This is a genomic window from Trichococcus patagoniensis (assembly GCF_003051085.1).
GTDB classification, from domain to species: Bacteria; Bacillota; Bacilli; order Lactobacillales; family Aerococcaceae; genus Trichococcus; species Trichococcus patagoniensis.
In genome coordinates this window covers 12,384-36,660 of record NZ_QAOM01000025.1, presented here as the reverse complement: position 1 = coordinate 36,660, position 24,277 = coordinate 12,384, and the positions used below count along the sequence as shown (strand labels likewise).

Here is a 24,277-nt window from a genome sequence, read left to right as displayed (position 1 = left end):
CCCCAAAAGAGAAAAATTCTCTTCTGGAGTTTGTGAATGTGGCTCCCTTATTTCAACAGATAAAATGTCTCATCAACACCATTTGACAGAGAGCCTAAATTTACAAACCAAAAAAGAGCCTGGGCGGCAGGCTCTTTTTGGTTATTTTATTACTCCAGTTAATATCACCTTTGTGGATAGCTACTTTTCACTAGAGTTGATAACTCTTATCCATCTAAATTTCTCTGCTTTCCAACTTACCGATTTCTTTGACATCCTTACGCAGCACTGACTGGGAAAGATTGGGCCGCACTTTGTAGGCGGATTTTGATGACATGACGGCATTCACCAAGCCAGTTTGGATCATTTCTGTAATGTCTTCAGTCCTCAAGTAGGAATAAACGATGCCCGCGCACAGCGCCTCGTTCGTTCCCCAGATGTAAGTATCGCTGTCTTTGTCGCTGTTCTTCAGGTCGTAGACGTGCATGCCATATTTTTCGCTGGCATAGCCGACGCTCTGACTATTTCTCGTGATGATGACATGCTGCACCCCTTGGTCCATCCAAAGCTGCAAGGCTTCCCGCAATGATGCATCATCCTTGATTTCGATGCCGAAGTGTTTCTCGGTTTCGTCATGCTTTGTGATGAGCAGTTTCAATCCCTTCAGATTTTCCGGGATATTATACAGCTTCAGCAAGGATGCGCTGACTAAGGCGACCGGAATATTGTACTTCGCGCCGATTTCAAGCAAGTGCTCCACGCTTTCTTTCGGACAATTCGAATCGATGATGATTGTCTTTGCACGCTTCAGTGTTGCCAGATGTTTCAACAACCATTTAGGCTGCATGTATTCATAAATATCCATTTCAGCCAATCCGATGATCATTTTGCCCGATTCATCGATGACTTCCATGAAGGTGCCAGTCGAAAATCCAGGGACCATTTCCACTTCGGACGTCTTCATCAATGGGCGCATGGATTCTTCGATCGTATGCCACTCCGCATCGTCACCGACTAAAGATAGCATGACCACATCTTCCTGCAGCCTTCCCAGATTCTCAGCGATACTGAGCGCAACACCCCCTATTGACGTCTGTGAGGTGACATTGTTCGATTGTCCATGAATCAGACCACCTTCCACAAAATAGCGGCGATCAATGCAGGCAGCGCCGATACAGACTATCGGTCGCGTGTCATTGATGACATAGGCTTTACCCAAAAGGTATCCCCGTCTCACTAAGCCAGAAATGATGTTTGCCACCGCGGGACGTGACAGGCCAATCTTTGTAGCTAAATCTTGCTGTGAAATGAAAGGATTTTCCTTTATGTAGCTCAGTATTTTCGATTCTTTCTCGTTTAAAGCCATGTTTCAATTCCCCTTACTCTATAAAAACCCGGCGACGCCGAACTTATTCTTTTAGCAACATTACATGCTCCTAAAGGTATAGTATATAACCAATGGGCCTAGTTGCCAAACGAACACGGCACATTGTAACCTTATTTTAATACCTTTGCATCATTCAGGGTCGTTTTATTACTATTCAAAGCGTGTTATAATGACAGGAACTATTTCAAGGGAGCTGTTAATATGATTCATACATTTATTTTTGACGTCGACGGTACGATTGTGGATACCGAAGATTCGATATTCAGAGGTCTGGATGACGTCCTTCAGGAACACGCCGGAAGGCCTGCCACACCGGAAGATATGCGCACGATTTTCGGCATACCGGGTATGGAAGGCCTGAAGTTATTGGGCTTCACAGCCGAAGAAGCTGTCGATCTGCATCCGAAGTGGAGTGCACAGTCAAAAACTTATGCCGACAGCGTGAGTATCTTTTCAGGGATGGAAGATACGCTGCGTTATTTGAAGAAAAATAACCATCTGCTGGGCATTGTCACCTCCAAGACAAAAGAGAGCTACGAGCTGAATATCACGCCCTACGGTTTGGATGACTATTTTGACGTCATCATCACATCAAGCGATACCGAAGAACACAAGCCTTCCGGACAACCTTTGACGGAATGTTTGCGCAGATTAGGCGTTGCCGAAAATGAAGCTATCTACATCGGCGACTCTATTTACGATAATCAATGCGCGCGCAATGCCGCAGTCGCTTTTGGATTGGCAGAATGGGGATCCCATACGGCAGAAGGCTTCGATGCCGATCACATCTTCAAGACACCTTCAGATATTTTATCGATTTTATAGAAAATCAAAGCAAACTGGAAACGGGTTGCTTTTTTTCATTTTAAGAAGGGAACAGTCCATTCTAAAGCTGCATTTTAGGGCTCTCACTACGCATCCTCAACGCGCTTAATCCGGGCCAGCATTTCCGCTGCCGCTTCATCATTTTTATTTTTTTTATATAAGGCATGGCTTTCCTGATAGGATTCGTGGGCTCTTTCCAATTCATTGAGGGTGAAATGGTAATCTCCGAGCCCTCGCATGATGCCGGCTTGGCAATTCTCATCTTCGGACTTGTCGGCATACTGTTTCGCCTTTTCCAGATTTATTTTGCCCTTCATCGGATTCCGTTGGAGCAATGACAGCATGGCCGCTTCATGATAGCTTCGCGCTAATCCGCAATAATCATCAGGGAAATGTGTCAGCCGGAAAGTGATCTCTTCCTCACACATCAGCGCCGCCAGATCGTATTCCTCCATGCAACGGGTATTCACCGCCAAGGCATGCAGATACTCGGCTTTCTTCTCCAAGTCTTTGTTTTTTTTCGCATAAAACAGCAGTTCTTCGAGACATTCTTTGGCTCCAGCAAAATTTTTCTGCGCAGCATAGCACTTAGAGAGTTTATTTACGACTTTTTGATAGTCTTCCGATTTTGGATCATCCAACAAATACAAAGCATCGATGTATTTTTTCTCAGCTTGAGCAAAGTCATTCGCCTGCATCGCAATTTCAGCGATTTCAATCAGTTGATGAACTTCTTTATCCATAGCGCATCCCCCTTATGTCAAAAAATGTTATCGCTTTCAACCTCATCTTAACATCATTCAGGTCGTTTCACAAAGGATAACATCGAAGCGGGGCGCTTGGTTGCGACGTGGACAAGTTGGTGAGCTTGAGCTCAAGGTCCTATTATATTAGTCAATCTGCGTACCCCCCGGCACACGTACCGAAATAAAAAAAGACGTCCCTGCATGAACGCCTTCCTTAATATTAAACTAAAAAAATGTCCCAATTTGTCTGATTTTGGTCTATGGGGCCCGTTTTCCCACATTTTAAAATACCAACACTCATGTGTGTCGAAAAAACCACCCTTACTCTTTTCGTTTATTCCTCATGATTAATCCTGCGCTTACGGCAATGCTTAGTAAGCCTGCAGTAATGATGATGCGATTGATTAGTTTATGATTGCGGGCGGCTGTTGAAATTTCATTTTCTGACGTAAGAATTTGAACAATCGTATTTCCCGACGACTGGGGAACTTGGTTTTCTATTTGATTTTCTACTTTATTTTCTGTATATTCACTAACTGCAGAATCACTGCTCTGCTCAAACGTTTCACTGCTATCCTGGATTCCGATGTTTTCAGCATCTTCCTCATCGGCTTCGCCAATTAAAGGCTCATCTGATGCAGTCGCGTACTCTACAGGTTCGCCTTCATCATATACCCTCGATCCGTAGATTAGTAATCTATAACGGTCTGTAGGATAAGGTGTGCATGTCAGTAAGGTTACTAAATCCGCTCCATCCACAATACCCAGTGAAGAGGTATCGTCAGGATCGATTGTAGCCTGCCCTGTCACCCTGTATGTGAGCACTTTATTCAATACATGTATATAAAACAGATCCCCCGGTTCCAGTTGATCGATGTACCTGAAAAATGTAGCGCCGTAATAGCCTCGGTGACCCGCAATGACTGAGTGGGTTCCTGATCCACCTGTTGGCAAAGATGATTCTGTCACCTGAGCTACACCTTTTGCAAGATTGTTTGGCGTGGCACCAAGATAAATAGGCAACGTCTCCTCAACTTTGGGTATTTCGATGAAACCAAAAACGTCATCTTCAGCAATCAAACTTGGCTGATTTCCTCCTGAAGTCATCTGGTTAGTGAATGGATCGCTCAGAGGATAATGATTGGGCACAGTGTCCGTGACTTCTGCAGAAATTGCCGGGAGCTCTGTATCATTTTCACTATCCGCAGTAGCAATGTTGTTGTTATTGATAGATGCCGCCTCAGTAAAAAATTGTTGTATTTGATAATCATTCAAGTCTGCAGTCGTGTCCTTATATTGTTCTATTTGATTTTGTTGACCTAAATTATTGTAAAAGATGACCATTTGAGGAACCAAGATAATGGATACTCCTAAAATGAAGAGCAGCAAATATCTGTTCTTCTTTTTATTTTTCATTTTGGCCACCTTCTTTTTTGCGCCTTATTCTGTACAGGATAATAATAACCACTAGAAGAATAAACATCAGTGCTGCAATAAAGTATATGATATTGTCGTTCTGTTCCTTCATATCTTTGATGGTGGCAGTTACTTTTGTTTCTTCCGCAATTTCTTGAGGCTCTTGATAAGCAACCCTATGGCCTGTAACTAATAGGCGATGCGTATTGATCATGTAAGGAGTACATGTAATCAAGGTGACCAAATCCTCACCTTCAACAATCTTCAACGATTCTGTTTCATCCGGCAATACCGTGATTATCGTATCCACCTCGTAGGCGAGTGTACCGTTTATGGAATGAATGAGAAAAACATCCCCAACAGTTAATTTATGCAGGTCTGTAAATAGTTTTGCGCTCGGCAATCCGTTATGACCCGTCAGAGTTGCATGAGTACTGATTCCGCCTACGGGCAAAGAGCTCCCTTCAAGCAGGCCAATTCCTTCCTGAAGAACCTTCTCGCTAGTGCCTAAATAGATGGGCATATCTAAATCCATTTTTGGAATTTCGATATGCCCTAGTGCCTCACCAACTGAACCCGACAAGGCATCATAAATGACAGGTTCTTCTTCAATAGAAGCAGCAACCTCACTCTCATCGGCACCGCTATCAGTGTCATTATCCAAAATACCTTCAAAAGGATCCACATACTCGATACCGGTCTGATTCAGCTTATTGTTGTATGCCATCATTTCTGCCAGCTCTTGCCGCTTTTCTTGCTCTGTCATCTGATCAATTTTATCTTGATAGGAATCAATCACCTGATTTTGAAAATACTCCACATATAAATTACTCAGTATCGGATACAAAAAAATGCCTAACCCTACAGCAAAGATGGTTGCCAATAGAATTTTCTGCATTTTTTTTGATATATTCATTTTCAACACAAACGCCCTCTTTCCTGATCAAGTAGAGAGTAGCAGAGGATGGCCACCTTCCAGCTCTCTTGAACGTGCTTTCTGTTCATAGAAGAGGCTTTCCTGGGAAAGCCTCTTCTATGAACAGGCGATAACATCGCCTGCCCATATCAGGACTGTTTATTTAATTCTGATTATTCTTCCACGCTTTCTTTCTTATACAGTTTCACTGCACCCATCATCAATACCGAACCGATTACGGTAAATACAATCGTGCCCATTCCCCCTGTAGATGGTAACGTTAATGTAGGCGCGTTCGTGATTGTCGCTGTGCTTGCATCTGCATAGCTCCCTAAAGCCACAGTGAAATCTACATCAGCTCTCAAATTATAGCCTGTTGGGGCTTTGGTTTCTTCTAAGGTGTAGTTGCCGTAAGCCAAACCGGTCACTTCAAATTTACCAAGAGAACCCGATGTGAAGATACGGGCTGTTGCCTTGCTGCCCCAAGTCCAGTCTGTTTGAAGATATTGTGTTGTTCCAGCTTTGAAAATTTTGAATTCTGCTCCGGACAAAGCAGCCGAATCCGTTGTTTTGCCGACTTTCACGAATTTCTTACCGCCTGTGTGCACTTCAGGCAAATCCGGGACATCCTCTTCGTAAGGTGTACCATCCAAAGTTGTTCTGATTGTAGCATTGTTTTCGATTTCATCATCCATCACTGCGTTCTCATTGATGCTTGTTTTGAATTCTACAGTCACTTTTTGACCAGCATAGTCTTTCAGTGATGCAGGATTTATATTGATTGAAAGTAAAGCCCCGGCCATACCTACTAGCGGTTCAGGAAAAATATAATCAACACTTGGCACGAGCACATGGTTTCCTGCTTTGATGCTGAATGAATTCTCATAGTCCAAGGCAGGATCCAAGATATCTGTGATGATATAGCTCTCATAATCCTTGATATCGCCAGGGATAGTGGTTTGTATAATCCAAGTTTTCAATTCATTGATGTTCGCTGTCTCTGTTTTGTTGCCGATTGTAGTGATAAATTTGTCGACCGTTGGATAAAAGAAGTTGTCGTCAGTGACACCTATGGTCTTGTCATGATCGGTGATTGTGATATCGAATTCTACTGGGGTTTTATTCAATCCATAACCAGTAGGGGCAATAGTTTCAATGAAGTAGTAGTGACCAACTGTTAGATTTTCGACATTGATTTTTCCGGTTGTTGCGTTAGTAGGATATGAACCGATTAATGTATCGTCGGCAGTCCCATCAGCGGCATCCCCTTTGTACAGTGCAAAAGTAGCCACAGGATAAGGCGTTACTGTATCTCCTTCGAACGACTTCGTTAATTCCGCTTTGCCCAGAACTAACTGATTTTTTGGATACACATGCACGTTTTCGTTCCATGTTACATTGTCGGGATTCATCATCGGAACATCAACCAAAAAGTTAGGTGTGAATGATTCGATCCCGGATGGCGTTCCAGCAGCCGTGATGTCTTCAACTACTAAATAGCGTCCAGCTGCTAATCCGGTAAATTCGGCAAGCCCTGCCGCATTCGTCACGAGTGATACAGGCGTAACACTCACAGGTATTGTAGTTGCTGTTGCATCATCCGCGACTTTGTAGACTTTAAATGTCACTCCCGGTAAGGCCGATGTCCCTGCAGGAAGTGCCGGTAAAGCCAAACCATCGTTATCGATGACCGGAGCCGTTTCGGTATGATATTGTAACTTGTGGATACTCAATGTACCGGTGGTTGGCCGCTCCGTAGCCGCATATGCTGCGCTTGGAAGTACAACACCAAACAAAACCATAACTGACAATAATGCGGTTAAAAGAAACTTGATTTTTTTACTCATCTTCTTCTCCTCCTTTAGACTCAGTTGTTACGTAAATTGCAACTATTTCTTTTTCTTATAGACAAATCCGGAACCAATCATAATAGCCAATCCGACTAAAGTGAACACCGTTGTTCCCATTCCACCAGTAGCAGGAAGTTCTTTAACGGGTACATTTTCAATTGTCTTAGAAACATGGGTATGGTCGGCATCTATGACAACTTCGATATCTTCATCCAGCAAATTGAATCCATCGGGTGCTTGGATTTCCACCAATTGATACGTACCATAAGGGATATTCGCCCAGGTAATCTGACCGTTAGAATCGGTCGTGCCTCTAACTTCATTGCCGTCTATATCTTTGACAATGCTGTCATCGACATTTCTGAGTTCAAAAATTGCGCCAGCCAGATTTTTGGTAGGATCAGATTTGTCAACTTTCAGTATAGCAAGTGAACCGACATTCAATGTGTTGGTGATCGTGAAGCCATTTTCTGAAGAGTTTACCACTGCCGTATATTTGTCGACACCCACCTCTTCGATTGTATAGATATACAACTCATTCGGGCTCTCAAATTTCGGAATATTTTCGAATACCCCACTCCACACGCCGTTTACATCCGGTGTAATGACAATCGTGTCGTAAGGTAAATCCCCTTCTTGGTAATTCTGGTAAATATTGACAGTAATGCTTGATGGCCTCGTTTGCAGCGAATTATTATTGTCATTCCAAGTCTTCATGACCGGAATATCCATTTTATCCACTGCATTTTTTATTACCAATGGATTACTTGGAACCGTTACAGCATTCGGCGTACCGGGCTTTGTCACGGTAACCTCCACCACTCCGGTAGTGCTTAATCCTACTGTCACTGTGTAGATTGTAGGATCTGCTATATACCCTGTCGGGGCGACTGTTTCTTGTAATGTATACGTTCCTCTTGTAAGACCGGTAAATTCGGCAAATCCATTCGCAGCGGTCGCTTGCGTTGTTGCAGTGCTATTTTTTGTCAGAGTGAAGGTGGCAGGATTGTCGGTAATCACCGTACCGGATTCATTTTCCTTCCTGATTGTCAAGCTGCCTGTTTCAACCCTGATCCACATATAGGCGATGGCCTTACAACCGCTGGAGTCTGTAACGATAAGCTTGTATTTCGTATCTACGGTAGCGGAAACAGATGGATTTTCCGCTGTTGAAATAACTGTATCGGAGCCATCCACATACCAAGCGTAGGTGTAGGTACCATTACCATCACCGCCAGTTATTGGGCTCATATAGTTTTGAGAAGCAGGATCGTTGCCGATTGCCAATTGAATGGAATCACCCAATAGAATAGTGGCATCAGTTAAACTCACACTTAGTCTCGTAGGAACATTCACCTGAGGTTTCGGAAACGTTTTCGTCTGATTAGCAACTCCATTCACGTTCGTGTAATTAAGAGTTGCCGATTCATTTGTGTAGGCTAATCCGCCTTCAAATTCCGGCTTGGATTGAACCGTGTATTTCAGTTGCGCATTTGTGATGATTGTTCCAGGACTCCACGTTATTGTTCTGGTTGTAGCATTGTAAACTGCTCCAGCCGGTAAACTGCTTTCAACAAGGTTGAAATTATTTCCAACCACATCCGTCACAACAGCATTTAGCGCAGAATAATTTAACTGTTGTGAAATAGATGCGAAAATTGTTTGTAAATCTTGTGCAGATGGGGCTTCATAAAATCCAGCATTTTGAGCTTTGGTCAATGTGTCAATGGCAAGTGTACGGACATTAGTAGGCATATTTTGCAATAAGCCGATGGTGAATATACGTGCACTTGTATGTAGTGCTTGCCCTGCGGTATATGCAGCAATTGTGTGTACATTGTGCACTGTTGGTTCGCTAGGACCATATTGGTTCCCATTGCTTGCTGTGGGTATGCCGTCAGTAAACATGATGACTACTTTATTTGAATCCGCGTTAGCTCCAGCTAATGTCGTTCCGGCTTGAATGAACCCTGCCTGAGTGTTTGTGCCTCCACTAGCAGTAAGGCCATTGATGGTATTAGTTATTGATGTCACACTTGTAGAAAACCCCAAATTTTGTGTCGCGTTACTCTGATTACCATAACCAGTAACGGTTTGAGGCCCACTGAAGCTTACTACTGCAACCCGGCTACCTGGAATAGCATTTGGACCGGTTAATACTAATCCAGCAAAATTAATAGCCGCTTGTTTTGCATAATACAAGCGTGAATACTGTCCAGCTGATTCGGACATGCTACCGGATCTATCCAAAACCAAAACGACATCAACAGGTTTCAGTGGGGGAATGCCGGTGATGGTCAAGGTTACTTCATAAGTTCTGCACCCTAAATTTCGTAAGGCTGTTTTATTTACTTGGATTGTGTCACTATATGCAGTCGCCGCTAGTGCTAGCCCTACATCCATAACGAACGCTAGAGTCGATTTACCGAACAACAAAGCAACTGTAGACGGCACCGGAATAATTGGATCATTTGCAATTCCTTCTAAAGAGACTGGTTCAGCGACTGAATCGAGTTCTGTTTCTTGTTCTGGCAGTTCATCAACAACAATTAGTTTTGAACTTTCTAGCGATTCCACAGTTGATTCAACATTTGCTTCAGACTGGGATACCGCCTCCGCTTCTGCCTGGGCTGCTGCTTCCGCTTCTGCCTGGGCTGCTGCTTCCGCTTTCGCCTGGGCTGCTGCTTCCGCTTCCGCCTGGGCTGCTGCTTCCGCTTCTGCTTGGGCTGCTGCTTCCGCTTCTGCTTGGGCTGCTGCTTCCGCTTCTGCTTGGGCTGCTGCTTCCGCCTCCGCTTGGGCTGCTGCTTCCGCTTCTGCTTGGGCGATCGGATTGACGAGAGATAATGTTCTTGCGTTACCAGACTCAAAGATGTTCACGGTCCCGGATTCATCTTCGCTGAGAGTGCTTACGAGCATTTTGATGGAAACTGTTTCAGCATAATGGTCTGTAATATCAGTAGTGAAAGACATGGTGAGTGTTTCTGCGGCGGTGCTGTATGTGTATCCTTTTAAGACTGTCACCGCACCGATATCCGTACGATTGATTTGTTGAACATTCGTACTAATATTATACGGCGTGCCTAGGCCGCTGCTGTATTCAAGTTCCAGTTTCGGAGCCCGTTCGTCCTCAGAATCAAATTTCGTTACGGTCACAACCCAATCAACAGCGGTTCCTGATCCGTTGACCGTTCCAGTTGCGCTCGCAGTCCCATCATCCATCGGCAAGGTCGTTTGGACTGTTCCGATTTCTGCGGCTAATACATCGATTGCGGTATAGGCTGACAAAAAAGATGGCATCAGTGTCATCAAGGTTATCAGCCAAAAAACAATTTTGTCGAACAATATAAAACGCTTTTTTCTCATATTCCTCCATCTCCTCTTTATTTTGAAAGTGACGGTACAAGTGGCTGAAGCATTGGATTGAAGCTGCTGTGAAGGACCGATACAATGAAAAGCGACAAACTCCTTTACTCAAAACGGATCTATCGAGAACAGAGAATAATCAAAGGGAGGGATATAAAACGTGGTATTTTCGGAGAATGCATCAGAGAGAAACAGTTAGCTTAAAATTGCTGGCAGCCAACCATTCAAATGCATACATCAAAATAAAGATTTTGGGCATGCTAAATCAGTTTGTTGAAAAAACTTACCTATCGTTAATATAACTTGTGATTCAAACATACAACTGCCTGTATAATCAAAGGTTTATCGGCATTCAAAATAAGCTGATTACTCAGTGTCATTTCCCATCGGATCTCTTTCGAAAAATGGGTAAGCGAAGAATAAAATCGGGTCTGTTGTGCTGGTGGGGTTTGCTGGATGATTTGTGAAAGGATTTTAAAACGAACGTAAGTTTATCGGAAATACTTTTGTTTGATTTGGAGAGATATAATTGTGAATGCGCTTGGGTGGATTGCTTCTTAGTTTGAACGGAGGTTGTATTTTTGGTGGTGCGGTGACGTGTTCACCGGCTTCTGGTGTGGGAGTCATTCTGGGTTGGATAGAATATCGCGATAGGATTTTCTATCTGCCTACAATATAGTATAAATAAGCGGTTTCGTCAATCGATAGCAAGCAACTTTCGGAAGACATCGGAGGCATCGCTGTTTCTTTTCAAAAAACGCTTGCTGTACCGCTGATTACCGATGCCTTCAAAAAAATGCATTATTGTATTTTTAAGTTACTCCAACATTTCTGCGGGAATGACGTTCTTCACGAGGGAAAGATAATTATCAGGCGTTATTTCCAAGCCTTCATAACCGTTCAATCCATGCTCTGAAGCCAATTTTTTTGGATAATCTTCCAGTTTATAGATTTTAAAATCACGCCGTGAATTCTCGACATTTCCCGGATCTGCAACATAATGCGAAACAGTAGGCTCGAATTGGACGTTTTCGACAGTCACCGTCTCATCATCAGCAACGACAAAATCAAAGGTCACCATGCCTCCGAGCGTATTATAATCCGTCAAGGAGTGGGCAATAAAATTCCCCAGAGAATAGACCACAAGTGTTTTATTTTGATTCGCGCCAGTCACCCACTCGATCGGCTGCAGGATGTGTGGATGGGTTCCGATAACGACATCGACCTCCAGATCGGCGAATAATTGTGCATAAGTATGTTGCATCTCATTGACTTCCTGTGTATTTTCGTCACCCCAGTGCGCCGAAACGATGATGACATCACTGATAGCTTTGGCATTGGCTACATCTTGGCGGATCTGCTCTTCATCAAAGTACGAAACACGATAGGAGGTGTCGGGCTGAATACCGTTCGTCCCGTATGTATAAGTCAAGAAAGAGAACGTGACGCCTTCCCTCTCGATCGTCCGGATTTCATCACGATCCGCCTGACTCTCATAAATGCCTGTGTAGACGACATCCTCTTGTTCATTCCATACTGATAGGGAATTGAGGGCTCCCGGATAGTCATAATCCAGTGCATGATTCGTTGCGCCGTTGACCAAATCAAAGCCTAGATCGTTCATGTCCTGAGCGATTTCTGGCGGTGTATTGAACGCCGGATAACCGGAATAGGGATAATCATCCCCTGCGCTGATTGTTTCTTGGTTCAGAAAAGCGATGTCGGCTTCCTCGATATCCTCCTCCACATTCTCGTAGATAAATTTGAAATCATAAGTGCCGTCCGCCAGTTCCGCATCCCGGAAAATGGAATCGTGGATCAGGTTGTCCCCGACTCCGATGAAGGAAATCACTTTTTCCTCCTGATTTTCGGTAGCTGCATCCTTTTGTTCGGAAGAGGCGTCCACGGATACAACTTCAGAAACCATATCCGGTTCATCCGCGCACCCCCATAAACCCAGTACTGCCATCGATGTCACTAACATTTTTTTCCTCATGTCATTCCCCTTTCTGGTGGAATTCTGTGTAATATTCGACAATTTGATTATACCGGACCTTTCTGCCTTTGTCACTTTGACCAAATCCCTGGTAGCCATATTATATTTTTTATGGATATGCATATTTCCTTCTGCAACTCCGGCTAAGTGGGGCTTGACCGGAGTTACGGCGAAAAACCACTATTCTGAAGACAGCAAAAAAGCTGTCTCAATTTTGAGAGACAGCCGCATTACTTAAAAATCTTTACAGTCGTGATTTGAAGTCTTCGTATCCGAAGGTTTTGATGACTTTCGTGCCGTCTTTGACCGTATGGGCAGCGATGGCCGGCAGTTGGATGCCGTTGAAGGTTGTATTCTTCACCATCGAATAGATGGCCATATCCGTGAAAATAAGGCGATCGCCGGGCTGAAGCGGTTCATCGAAGGAATAATCCCCGATGACGTCCCCTGCCAAGCAAGTCTGTCCGCCCAAACGGTAGGTGTGCGCCTTTTCATCCGCTTCACCTGAATCGATGATGAACGGACGGTACGGCATTTCCAACACGTCAGGCATGTGGCAAGTTGCCGATGTATCCAGGATAGCCAGATTCATTTGGTTGTAAGTCGTTTCCAGCACACTCGCGACAAGGAAGCCCGCATTCAATGCAATCGCTTCGCCAGGTTCCAGGTAAACTTGCACATCGTATTTTTCTTTGATGTAATTGACGATCTTAACCAATTTGGCGATGTCGTAGCCTTCTTTGGTGATATGATGTCCGCCTCCGAAGTTCACCCATTTCATGCCGCGCAGGTATTTACCGAATTTTTCTTCGAATGCGACCAGTGTCGCTTCCAAGGCATCGGATCCCTGTTCGCAAAGGGTGTGGAAATGCAGGCCATCCAAAAGTTCAACTTGGCTCTCATCAAAATTCACGGAAGTCGTGCCCAGACGCGAAAACGGGCTGGCCGGATCATAAAGTGCATGATCCTGCGTTGAAAGCTCCGGATTGACGCGCAAGCCGATTTCAATCGGACGCGGGCCGTTCTTGACCATTTCGGCGTACAGCTTCACTTGGTTAGGGGAATTGAAGACGATGTGGTCCACTATCGGGAGCAACGCCTCCATTTCTTCCTGCTTGAAAGCCGGCGCAAAGACGTGTGTCTCCTTGCCGAATTCCTCATGACCCAGTTGTGCCTCATGGACAGAGCTGGCGGTCGTGCCATCCAGATACTCGGCGACCAAAGGGTAGAAATGATACATCGAAAAAGCTTTCTGGGCCAACAAAATCTTGCAACCCGTCTGATCCTTGACCGATTTCAGGATTTCCAGATTGCGGCGCAATAAGGTTTCATCCACCACATAGCTGGGTGTCGGCAAGGCTTGAAAATCGATTGTCGTGTTCATTTCAGCCTCCTAATCGACCAAGGTAGGATTGAAGTCCTCTTGCCAAGGCAAGCCATAGACGTTCAATGCTTCCATGAATGGATCCGGATTGAATTCCTCGATGTTGTACACACCTGGTTTCTTCCATTGTCCGGTCAAGACCATAGCTGCCCCGATCATCGCAGGGACGCCGGTTGTGTAGGAAACGGCTTGCGAGCCGACTTCCTTGTAGCATGCTTCATGGTCGCAGACGTTGTAGATGTAGTATGTCTTTTCTTTGCCATCTTTGATGCCGGTGAAGATGTTACCAATGTTCGTTTTGCCTTTGGTGCGCGGTCCTAATGAAGCGGGATCAGGCAATACAGCTTTCAGGAATTGCAGCGGCACAATCTGCTTGCCTTCGAATTCGATCGGTACGATGGAAGTCATGCCGACATTCTCCAACACTTTCAAATGCGTCAGATAGCTTTCGCCGAAGGTCATGAAGAAACGGATGCGTTTGATGCCTTTGATGTTCAAAGCCAACGATTCGATTTCTTCGTGGTGCAGCAAGTACATATCCTTTTGTCCCACTTGATCAAAATTGTATTCGCGTTTGATTTCCATCGGTTCCGTTTCGATCCATTCGCCGTTTTCCCAATAGCTGCCGTTCGCGGTCACTTCGCGGATGTTGATTTCCGGATTGAAGTTGGTTGCGAATGGATAGCCATGGTCGCCGCCGTTGCAATCTAGGATATCGATCGTGTGGATTTCATCAAAATGATGTTTTTGGGCATAGGCAGAGAATACGCTCGTTACGCCCGGGTCAAAGCCTGATCCCAATAAAGCGGTGATGCCGGCTTTTTCGAAGCGTTCGCGGTAATCCCATTGCCATTTGTATTCAAATTTAGCTGTATCTTCCGGTTCATAGTTCGCTGTGTCGACATAGTCGGTTTTAGTTTCAAGACAGGCATCCATGATGGTCAAGTCTTGGTATGGCAAAGCCACGTTAATCACGATATCCGGTTTGTATTCATTGATCAGCGCCACTAATTCAGGAACATTGTTCGCATCCACTTGGGCAGTCGTGATTTTGGAACGCCCAGCATAAATGCCGCTTTCGATCCGATCTTTGATTTCATCGCATTTTGACTTTGTACGACTGGCAATCATAAATTCTTCGAACACTTCTGAATTTTGGGCACATTTATGGCATACGACGTTGGAAACGCCACCGGCACCAATAATTAAAGCTCTACTCATCTTATTCATTCCTCCTGTAGGGAAAATTCATTCATCCATCCTGTGGGCCTAGCGACAGACAAGACATTATAACATAAAGCGACTAAGGATAATATTTTTTTAGCGACAACGACAACATATCGTCATATTTGACGGACCTTGACGCAACTCCATCTTACAACAACTCAAAAAAACAAGCGAGAAATTCCCTCCGATTGAAAGAAATTTCTCGCTTCTTCGATTATGCGTAAATATTGTCCCATTTGGCTTCATACGCGTCGATCTCATCTTTGTAAGCCATTGTTTCGGTGATGTCATCAATGCCGTTTTCCAATTTGTGCTTCCAAGTCGCATCGATTGCGAATGGATACTCGGCAGTGCTGGTTCTGACCACTTGATTCGGCAAGTCGATCTGGATCGTTTCATCTGCAGGCAACTGCGCCAAAGCGTCACGCTGCTCTTGCGGCAACTCGATCAACAACAGACCATTCTTCAAGGAGTTCATATAGAAGATATCGCTGTAACTGCCGGCGATGATGACGCGGAAACGGTAATCCTTCAATGCCCAAGCGGCATGCTCACGGGAAGAGCCGCAGCCGAAGTTATCCCCTGTTACGAGGATCGTTGCTTCTTGGCGGTCGGCATCGTTCAAAGGGAACTCTGGATTCGGGTCGCCGTTTTTCAGGAAACGCCATTCATCAAAAACGAAAGCGCCAAAACCCGTTTTTTCGATCCGCTTCAGGAATACTTTCGGGATGATTTGGTCGGTGTCGATGTTGTTGTTCATCAAGGCAACGGTCTTACCGTTATGTACTTTAATTGGCTCCATAAGTCACTGCTTCCTTTCTGATATCCACAAATTTACCGTTCACAGCTGCAGCTCCCGCCATGGCCGGGCTGACCAAGTGCGTCCGCGAACCTTTTCCTTGTCGGCCTTCAAAGTTACGGTTGGAAGTGGAAGCACAGTGTACGCCTGCAGGCACTTTATCCGGGTTCATCCCCAAACAAGCCGAGCAGCCTGGTTCGCGCCATTCAAATCCTGCATCGATGAAGATTTTGTCCAAGCCCAATTCCGCGGCAGCATCACGGACCGTCCGGCTGCCCGGAACGACCATAGCCTGGATGTGAGCAGGCACTTTACCGCCCTTGACATACTTCGCTGCTTCAATAAGATCGGACAGACGCGCATTCGTACAAGAACCGATGAAGACAAAGCCCAATGGAATCTCTTCAGCCGTTTGGCCAGGTTGCAGATCCATGTAGTTATAGGCGCGCTCGTCATTCTTATCCTGAATCTCAGGGAATTTCTCGCCGAATGGCACGCCCATGCCTGGGTTTGTTCCCCAAGTTACATAAGGTGCCAAATCGGAAACCTCGATAGCGATGTCAGTGTCATAGACAGCATCCGGATCGCTCTTCAGCGTCTCCCAATCGGCAATGGCTTTCTCCATGTTTTCTGGTGCATAACGGCGGCCGCGCAGATAATCGTATGTAGTCTGATCCGGCGCCATCATGCCAATTTTAGCACCGAATTCGATGGACATGTTGCAGATCGTCATCCGTTCTTCCATCGTCAAGGCTTCTACAGTATCCCCATAGAATTCAATTGCATAGCCGCTCCCGAAGGCTGTCCCGTAAGTCGCAATCAGGTGCAGAATGATATCTTTCGCATAGACGCCTGCAGGCAATTTGCCGGTGATCTTGACGCCCATCGACTTCGGTTTCTTCTGCCAGATCGACTGCGTTGCAAAAACATGCTCCACTTCTGAGCTGCCGATACCGAATGCCATCGCTCCGAAAGCGCCATGTGTAGCCGTATGCGAATCTCCGCAGACGACAATCTTCCCTGGTTGGGTTGCGCCCAATTCCGGTCCGACCATGTGCACGATCCCTTGGTTGGCTGTTCCGATGTCCATCAATGGGATGTTGAATTCTGCGCAATTCTTCTGCAGCGCTTCGATCTGTTTCTTCGAAATCAGATCCTTAATGTTGAAGATATCTTCCGTCGGCACATTGTGGTCGACCGTTGCGATCGTTTTGTCAGGACGTCGGACTGGGCGGTTGGTTTCGCGCAAGCCATCGAAGCCTTGTGGTGAAGTGACTTCATGGATCAGGTGCAGATCCACATACAACAATTGTGGTTCACCTTCTGGTCCTGTAATAACGTGTCTGTCCCATAGTTTATCAAAAAGCGTTCTGCTCATACTGTCTACTCCCCTTCACTTTTCCAAAATGGCTTTCACTTGTTCAGTAAATGCTGTCGTTGTCGTCGTGCCGCCCAGATCAGCCGTCAGGAAACCGGCATCCATCACCTCGGAGGCCGCTTTTTCAAGCGCATCCGCCTCTTCATGCAGCTGGAAGCTTTGGCGCAGCATCATGGCAACAGACAGTATCATCGACATCGGATTCGCGCTGTTTTTCCCGGCGATGTCCGGTGCGGATCCATGGATCGGTTCATATAAGGATGGACCGGATACTGCATGGCTTCCGGAAGGCAGCATCCCCAATGAACCTGTGATGACGGATGCTTCGTCGCTCAGGATGTCCCCGAACATGTTTTCCGTCACGATGACATCGAATGCAGTCGGATTTTGGATAATTTTCATCGAAGCTGCATCGACATACAAATGATCTACGGTAACTTCCGGGTATTCCGTCGCGATTTCATTCACGGTTTTGCGCCACAGTTTGCTGCTGGCCAATACGTTCGCTTTATCGACGGAAGTCAGTTTTTTGCTGCGCGTCATCGCGATGTCAAAAGCTTGGCGGACGATCCGATCGATTTCGCTTTTCTTATAAAAGAGAGTATCTGTCGCTTCCTCATCATTCCAGTGCTTCGGCTGGCCGAAGTACAAGCCGCCTGTCAATTCGCGGACAACGATAAAGTCAGTGCCTTTAACGCGTTCTGTCTTCAACGGGGACAGGTGGGCGATGCTGTCGCTCACTGCTATCGGGCGGATGTTCGAGAAAAGTCCCAAAGTCTTACGCAATTGCAACAAGCCATCTTCCGGCGTTTTCTCGGCTTTTTCCCATTTTGGTCCGCCGATTGCGGCTAAAAGGATCGCATCAGCTTCGGAACAGCCTTTGATTGTTTGTGGTGGAAGCGGATCGCCGGTTTCATCGATGCCGGCTCCTCCGAATGGGTAAACCGTCACGTTGAATTCATGTTGAAATTTTTTGCCGATTGTTTCCAGCAAAGTCAATCCACTTTCCATTATTTCTGGTCCAATGCCATCTCCGGGCAATGCTGCAATCGTATAATTCATCTTACTTTTTCCCCCTCATCAGAAATGTGCTGATACTTTTTCTATTGTCTGTTTATTTTTTGCTTTACCGCTGGCTTGGATATAAGCTTTCGCTGATGCCGTCAGGACGTCGAAGTCGATGCCTGTGCCGTTATAGCTCTTGCCGTCCTCATCCTCCACGACCACGTGCACTTCTGCTTGTGCATCTTTTCCGCCCGTAATGGCTTCGATATTGTATTCCTTCAACATGATTTCTTGATCCAAGATGCGGTTGATGGTGTTGTAGATGGCTTCGATGCTTCCTGATCCGGTTGCTGAATCCTGCATCTTCGCGTCTTTATTGCGTTTGTCCTGGATGCCAACGATGGCTCCTTGGATGCCGTCCTTCACAAACTGCACTTGCAGACGTTTCAACTCGTAGACTGATTCGTCCTCGATCGATTTGCCGACCATCAATGCATGGATGTCCTCTTCGGTCACGTTCTTCTTCTTGTCAGCCAGTTCTTTGAAACGGGCGAACAATATTTTGATTTCTGCCGGGTCAGTGATTTCATAGCCCATTTGCGCAATCCGATCCACAAAGGCGTGACGACCGGAAAGTTTACCCAACGGCAACGAATTGTGCTCCACACCAACCAATTGCGGCGTGATGATTTCGTAGGTTTCCGGATTCTTCAGCACACCATCCTGATGGATACCCGATTCGTGTGCGTAAGCATTGCCTCCGATGACAGCTTTGTTGCGCGGAATCGGCATACCGGAAAGGCGGCTGACCAAATCACTTGTGCGCTTCGTTTCTTTCAGGACAATACCGGATTCCTTCTTATAATAGTCTTTACGGATGTGCAGAGCGACCGCTACTTCTTCAAGTGCCGTATTTCCTGCCCGTTCTCCGATTCCGTTGATGGTACCTTCTACCCGAAGTGCGCCATTTTCGACTGCAGCCAAGGCATTGGCTGTTGCCATACCCAAGTCGTCGTGGCAATGGGAAGAGAAGATGACGTCATCAAAGCGTGTGACATTTTGCTTCAGATATTTGAACAGGTTACCGAACTCGGTCGGATTGGTGTAGCCAACCGTATCAGGGATATTGATGACTGTTGCGCCCTTTTCAATGGCCAAGTTGATGACTTCCACCAAGAAATCCCAATCGCTCCGAGTTGCATCTTCAGGCGAGAATTGGACTTTCTCGAATTTTGATTTGGCATAGGCCACATGATATTCCACTGAAGCAAGAACTTCTTCTTTGCTCATTTTCAGTTTGTATTCCATGTGGATGGGGCTGGTCGCGATAAAAATATGGATCTGCGGATCGACTGCATCCTTCAAAGCATCGTAGGCTGCATCGATATCTTTCTCACTGCAACGTGCAAGTCCTGCGACGGTCATGTTTTTGACAGCACCGGCAATCGCCTTCACTGCTTCGAAGTCGCCTTCTGAAGAAATCGGAAAGCCCGCCTCAATACAATCGATCCCCCATTTTTCCATCTGCAAGGCAATCTGCACCTTTTCTTTTGTATTGAAGTTCACGCCAGGTGTCTGTTCTCCGTCACGCAAGGTCGTATCAAAGAATTGAATGTACTGTTTTTCAATCATGGTCTTTTCCTCCGGTTCTTTTTTCGTTTCTTGGTTTCATTAAAAATGCATAAGAGTAAATTTCGAAAAAAAATGCATCCACAAATAATGGATGCATTTCGAAGGTTAATAAATAATCGCTTCAGCCCCATTATTTGTCCATGCCAAGCAGGGCTCAAACGGCTGAATGTACAGCGTCCAAGCCCTACTATAATAATAAGCTGTTGAAAGAAGGGGTTGTCCCCATGATTACGTTAGCTGATACGTTTGCATCTTCCATGACGATCCCCTCCTCTTTTTTTGTAGCCTTCTAATTTTTAATTAAGTTTTATTATCGTATTCTCATTTTATGCAAAGTGGCTTCTTTTGTCAACCCCTTTTGCTATTTCCTTACAAAATCGTGTGACGTGATACGTAACGGAACCGGGGAGCGCGGCGGATTCGGCCCGCAGCTCCGGTGAAGCCCCTTCTCACCGGAGCTCACCGGTAACTTTCGCCTTCTTCTCCGGCGAAGCCGCTCTCATCGGAGAAGAGCAGGGAAAATGCAGGCCGAACTCCGGCGAAGCCTCCGTTCACCGGAGTTCCGGCTGTTATAATTGAGCTTCCAATCCAGAAATACTCGACGGCACAAAAAAACGAGACCATCCCGCTATAGGACAGTCTCGTTCTTAAATGCATAGGTTATTCCGGCAATTTGATGCTGGCAGGATCGATGCCCAGTGCTTCCGCCATCTCTTCGTTTATGACCAATTGCAGCGTCTCAGGGAATTGGACAGGCAATTCGGAAGGAAGCTTGCCTTCTTCCAGAATCTGTAGAGCCATCTCGCCAGTTTGACGGCCTAATTCCTTGAAGTCGATTCCGTAAGTCGCCAATCCGCCAGCTTCGACCATTTCAGTTGCGCCAGGGATGACAGGGATTTTGGCTTCCATAGCGATTTGGCCGACAGTAGCCATCGTGCTGGATAATGTGTTGTCAGTAGGGATGTAGATTGCATCGACTTTTTGTACCAATGACTCCATCACTTGCTGTACGTCATTTGTGGAAGTTACGGTCATGATTTCTACGTTCACGCCGGCTGCTTCCAACAATGCCTGTGCTTGATCACTCTGCACAATGGAATTCATCTCGCTGGAGTTAAAGATGATACCAACTGTTTCCGCACCAGGTACGATTGACAACAACAATTCGATTTGCTTATCCATCGGGCTCTGATCGCTTGTTCCGGTGATGTTTGCACCCGGCTCTTCTGCACTTGCCACAAGTCCGGCGTCGATCGGATCAGTTACCGCAGTGAACAAGACCGGATTTTCTTTTTCAGCGTTCGCTACTGCTTGCGAAGCTGGTGTCGAGATCGATAAAATGAGGTCATTGTTGCCGGCTAAACGCTCAGCCATACTCTGCAGGTTGGCTTGGTCACCCTGTGCATTTTGATAATCCACGATCAAATTGTCGCCTTCAACATAACCGGCTTCCTCCAAAACTTCCAAGAAACCTGTGCGTGCTGCCGATAAGGATTCATGCTCAAGTATCTGCAGGATTCCGATATGCACAGCATCCGCTGAGGCTGTTGAACTTGTTGCGGAAGAATCCGTCGCTTCTTCCGTACCGCCGGCGCATGCACCAAGCAATAAGGCAGAAGTCAGTGCCAATGTTGTCGCTACTTTCTTTTTCCAATCCATTCCAATCATTTCATTTCCCCCTATTTTTTAATTTGTGCGAGAACTGCTTAGGCAATCAATCGTTTGTTCCAAGTACGCAAAAGCCCATTTAGATACGATTATCTAAATGGGCTTTTACTAAGGTAAGTTTATGGAAACTCAACAGCCCAAATAGATTTTTTCATCTATGGGGCCCGTCACATCACGCAAAAATGCTTCAGCCTTCATAGATACAAACAAATTTTTGTTCATTGTTTGCATCCATGGCAGACATGTCTACAAACAGCATCTAAAGTAGCTAAAGTCAAAGCTAAGGATATGATTGTGGTCTGTTGATTGCGTTTGCATAAGTTCTCCTCGCACGTCATTTATTTGTTGCTTTTAGTTTATAAGAATTAAATAAGTATGTCAACGATAAAATTAAATTATGATGAGTATTTTCTCATTTTTAGGAATGTCGATTGCTCATTGAATCAGCAACCGATGTTCTGTAGGTTTCAACAACTTCCAGACCAAATTCGGGTCAGCTTTCTGATCCAGATAAAAGGCTTCATCTTCAGGGTCCAGTATCACCGGCATGCGATCATGGATGGCATGCATCTGTTCATTGGCGGCAGTAGTGATGATTGAAAAAGCTGTAAAAGGTTTCCCGTTTTCATCCTGATACGTCTTCAGGATACCTGCCATCGAAAAAATCGGGATATCCGATACGGCAATTTTTCGTTTCAACTTTTCTTCGCCGACTTTCTCCCATTCAAAGAATGCAGTCGCCGGCACCAGGCAACGTGCGGTGCGAAATGATTGGCTGAATGTCGGCTTCTCGAGGACCGTCTCTGCTCGGGCATTGATCAAAGGGCGCTTAGCGAAAGCCTCCATGAATCCCCATCGATGATGAACCAACTCGTTTCCAGGCAAGATAAGCGGTGTGTTGTTGGTCGGAAATATTTCCGCACGCTCTTCGACGTCCTCGCCCATTTCACCCAAAAGGTATCTTTCCCATAACTGTCTTTTTGTCGCTTCCAGCGCATACCGTCCGCACATTGTTCTTCCTCCTTCTGTCGTGCCTCTTTGACTTTGATTATAGAGGAGTCCGAAGCGTTGTACAAAAAAAGACGTTCGCTGGGGAACGTCTTTTCTCATCAATCACATAAATAATCCGAGGAGAATCGGGAAAAATACGGCAGGCGCATAATTCATGATCTTGAGATCCGTCAATTTCAGCATGTTCAAAGCTAGCCCGACAATCAACAGAGAGCCGACGCAAGTCATCTCGTTGATAACAGAATCGGTCAAAAGCGGCGCCAGGACATTGGCAAAAAGAGTAATCCCGCCTTCATAAATGAGGATCAAGCCGGCTGAAAGCAACACCCCGAATCCCAGACTGGATGCCATCACGATCGCGGCAATGCCATCGATCAAGGACTTGGCGAACAACGTATCATGGTTTCCGGTCAAACCGCTTTGCAACGCACCGACGATTGCCATCGCACCGACACAGAACAGCAGACTTGCTGTCACGAATCCTTTCGAAACGGAAACTTCATCATCAGCTGAAGAAACTCTCTTTTCGATCGTATCCCCCAACTGATTGATTTTTTTATCCAGATCGACCCATTCTCCGACCAAAGTCCCAAAAACCATCGACAAAATGGTGATCAAAATATTCTCTCCCTTCAACATGCCGCTCACGCCAATGTAAAGGACGCAGAGCGCTAAAGCATTCATCACCGCAATCGCTACTCTATCGGACAAGCCTTTCTTCAAAGTCAACCCGATGCCGCCACCCAATATTATGGCAGCACTATTGACCAAACTTCCCAACAAAACCACTTTATCCCCTCCGACTGTTTTTTACCTATAAGCTGAATACTTGATTCGAACGCTTGCTTGCAAGCTCAGTACGCTTCAGTATAGACGCTCGCTTTCAGAAAATCAATGGACGAAAGGTGAAGGAAGCATTTCTCAAAAAACGCAAAAAGACCGCCCAACTCGCACGGCGGTCTCCTCGAATCTCTCCAATTCTTATTCTAGCTATTAACGGATCGTTTTCAATGCTCCAGACCATTTGATCAATTCGTTGAACATCGCTGTCGCATTGCCTGCATGATAATCGTTCGGCACAAAATTGCTCATGTTCTCAAAATCAGTCATCAATGAGAAGTTTACTGTTGTGTGCACAGTCGCTACACTCAATTCACCAAGGATGACGCGCATGTTTTCGTGCGCGCGGGCCCCGCCCAAGCTTCCGTATCCTACAAATCCGGCTGCTTTATCGGCTACTTCAGGCTTCAGGAAATCCAACGCATTCTTCAAAGCGCCACCGACTGCATGGTTGTATTCAGGTGTCACAAACACGTATCCGTCGAATGAAGCCATTTTTTCTGACCAAGCTTGGATCGCTGCACCAGCTGCTGCTTGACGTTCTTCCGGCAATTTAGCGCCCAACAAAGGCAAGTCATAATTTGCCAAAGCTACGATTTCGTATTCGATGCCGCCGTCATTGCGTTTTTCGGCAAATTCATGGATCCATTCTGATACTGCTGCTGAGTTTCTTCCTTCGCGTACGCTTCCTGAGATAATTCCGATTTTCATAGTTGTTTTCCCCTTTTCGTCTATTGTTATTGTAGTTGTATTTTTATTCCCAAACAAAGCATTACTAATACGAGATATTATAGATGTGTTTTCCATTTTTTTCCTCCATGCACTTGATTTTCAATGAAGGACTCACCTCCACCT

19 protein-coding genes are annotated in these 24,277 nt (G+C 45.7%); 2 read left to right on the top strand and 17 right to left on the bottom strand.

Features of this window, described 5'->3' with window-relative positions; all coding sequences use genetic code 11:
- Positions 1-271: hypothetical protein (locus tag C8U37_RS14580; protein ID WP_211306263.1), on the top strand; the 271-nt coding region annotated here is incomplete at its 5' end.
- Here C8U37_RS14580 and C8U37_RS13305 read toward each other — a convergent pair.
- A complete protein-coding gene (locus C8U37_RS13305; RefSeq protein ID WP_108033700.1) occupies positions 215-1,345 on the bottom strand; it encodes a carbohydrate kinase in 1,131 nt (376 codons plus the stop codon). The two genes, C8U37_RS14580 and C8U37_RS13305, sit on opposite strands and share 57 nt — an antisense overlap.
- A gap of 222 nt (positions 1,346-1,567) precedes the next feature.
- Between C8U37_RS13305 and C8U37_RS13300 the strand changes: the two genes are divergently transcribed.
- Positions 1,568-2,191: an HAD family hydrolase gene (locus C8U37_RS13300; RefSeq protein ID WP_108033699.1), complete on the top strand. Its 624-nt coding sequence runs from the start codon at positions 1,568-1,570 to the stop codon at positions 2,189-2,191.
- A gap of 86 nt (positions 2,192-2,277) precedes the next feature.
- Here C8U37_RS13300 and C8U37_RS13295 read toward each other — a convergent pair whose 3' ends face one another.
- The 16 genes from C8U37_RS13295 to C8U37_RS13215 form a co-directional block, all read right to left on the bottom strand.
- Positions 2,278-2,934 carry a tetratricopeptide repeat protein gene (locus C8U37_RS13295; protein ID WP_108033698.1) on the bottom strand — a complete coding sequence of 219 codons (657 nt, stop codon included), beginning with the start codon at positions 2,932-2,934 and terminating at the stop codon, positions 2,278-2,280.
- 324 nt (positions 2,935-3,258) lie between these two features.
- Positions 3,259-4,353, bottom strand: a complete 1,095-nt coding sequence (locus C8U37_RS13290) for a class C sortase (protein WP_108033697.1) — start codon at positions 4,351-4,353, stop codon at positions 3,259-3,261.
- Positions 4,343-5,269 (bottom strand): class C sortase, encoded by a 927-nt coding sequence (locus C8U37_RS13285; RefSeq protein WP_245879848.1) that lies wholly within the window; start codon positions 5,267-5,269, stop codon positions 4,343-4,345. The genes C8U37_RS13290 and C8U37_RS13285 overlap by 11 nt, the downstream gene beginning before the upstream one ends.
- A 173-nt stretch (positions 5,270-5,442) precedes the next feature.
- Positions 5,443-7,116: a SpaH/EbpB family LPXTG-anchored major pilin gene (locus C8U37_RS13280; protein ID WP_108033695.1), complete on the bottom strand. Its 1,674-nt coding sequence runs from the start codon at positions 7,114-7,116 to the stop codon at positions 5,443-5,445.
- Between the two features lie 42 nt (positions 7,117-7,158).
- Positions 7,159-10,482 carry a SpaA isopeptide-forming pilin-related protein gene (locus tag C8U37_RS13275; RefSeq protein ID WP_170100305.1) on the bottom strand — a complete coding sequence of 1,108 codons (3,324 nt, stop codon included), beginning with the start codon at positions 10,480-10,482 and terminating at the stop codon, positions 7,159-7,161.
- An 817-nt stretch (positions 10,483-11,299) separates the two neighbouring features.
- Positions 11,300-12,478: a CapA family protein gene (locus tag C8U37_RS13265; protein WP_170100304.1), complete on the bottom strand. Its 1,179-nt coding sequence runs from the start codon at positions 12,476-12,478 to the stop codon at positions 11,300-11,302.
- A gap of 244 nt (positions 12,479-12,722) precedes the next feature.
- A complete protein-coding gene (gene nspC, locus C8U37_RS13260) occupies positions 12,723-13,850 on the bottom strand; it encodes a carboxynorspermidine decarboxylase (protein ID WP_211306265.1) in 1,128 nt (375 codons plus the stop codon).
- A 21-nt stretch (positions 13,851-13,871) separates the two neighbouring features.
- On the bottom strand, positions 13,872-15,083 hold the full coding sequence (locus C8U37_RS13255) for a saccharopine dehydrogenase family protein (protein WP_108033690.1): 1,212 nt from the start codon (positions 15,081-15,083) through the stop codon (positions 13,872-13,874).
- Between the two features lie 220 nt (positions 15,084-15,303).
- Positions 15,304-15,891 (bottom strand): 3-isopropylmalate dehydratase small subunit, encoded by a 588-nt coding sequence (gene leuD, locus C8U37_RS13250; RefSeq protein WP_108033689.1) that lies wholly within the window; start codon positions 15,889-15,891, stop codon positions 15,304-15,306.
- Positions 15,878-17,266: a 3-isopropylmalate dehydratase large subunit gene (leuC, locus tag C8U37_RS13245; protein WP_108033688.1), complete on the bottom strand. Its 1,389-nt coding sequence runs from the start codon at positions 17,264-17,266 to the stop codon at positions 15,878-15,880. The genes leuD and leuC overlap by 14 nt, the downstream gene beginning before the upstream one ends.
- A gap of 15 nt (positions 17,267-17,281) precedes the next feature.
- On the bottom strand, positions 17,282-18,328 hold the full coding sequence (gene leuB / locus C8U37_RS13240) for a 3-isopropylmalate dehydrogenase (protein WP_108033687.1): 1,047 nt from the start codon (positions 18,326-18,328) through the stop codon (positions 17,282-17,284).
- A gap of 18 nt (positions 18,329-18,346) precedes the next feature.
- On the bottom strand, positions 18,347-19,903 hold the full coding sequence (locus tag C8U37_RS13235; RefSeq protein WP_108033686.1) for a 2-isopropylmalate synthase: 1,557 nt from the start codon (positions 19,901-19,903) through the stop codon (positions 18,347-18,349).
- A gap of 660 nt (positions 19,904-20,563) precedes the next feature.
- On the bottom strand, positions 20,564-21,562 hold the full coding sequence (locus C8U37_RS13230) for an ABC transporter substrate-binding protein (protein WP_108033703.1): 999 nt from the start codon (positions 21,560-21,562) through the stop codon (positions 20,564-20,566).
- Positions 21,563-22,006: 444 nt separating this feature from the next.
- The gene (locus C8U37_RS13225; protein ID WP_170100303.1) at positions 22,007-22,582 is read right to left on the bottom strand and encodes an SOS response-associated peptidase; all 576 of its coding nucleotides are present in this window, start codon (positions 22,580-22,582) and stop codon (positions 22,007-22,009) included.
- A gap of 102 nt (positions 22,583-22,684) precedes the next feature.
- Positions 22,685-23,371 (bottom strand): DUF554 domain-containing protein, encoded by a 687-nt coding sequence (locus C8U37_RS13220; protein WP_211306261.1) that lies wholly within the window; start codon positions 23,369-23,371, stop codon positions 22,685-22,687.
- 204 nt (positions 23,372-23,575) lie between these two features.
- On the bottom strand, positions 23,576-24,133 hold the full coding sequence (locus tag C8U37_RS13215; protein ID WP_245879847.1) for an NADPH-dependent FMN reductase: 558 nt from the start codon (positions 24,131-24,133) through the stop codon (positions 23,576-23,578).
- Positions 24,134-24,277 lie beyond the last annotated feature (144 nt).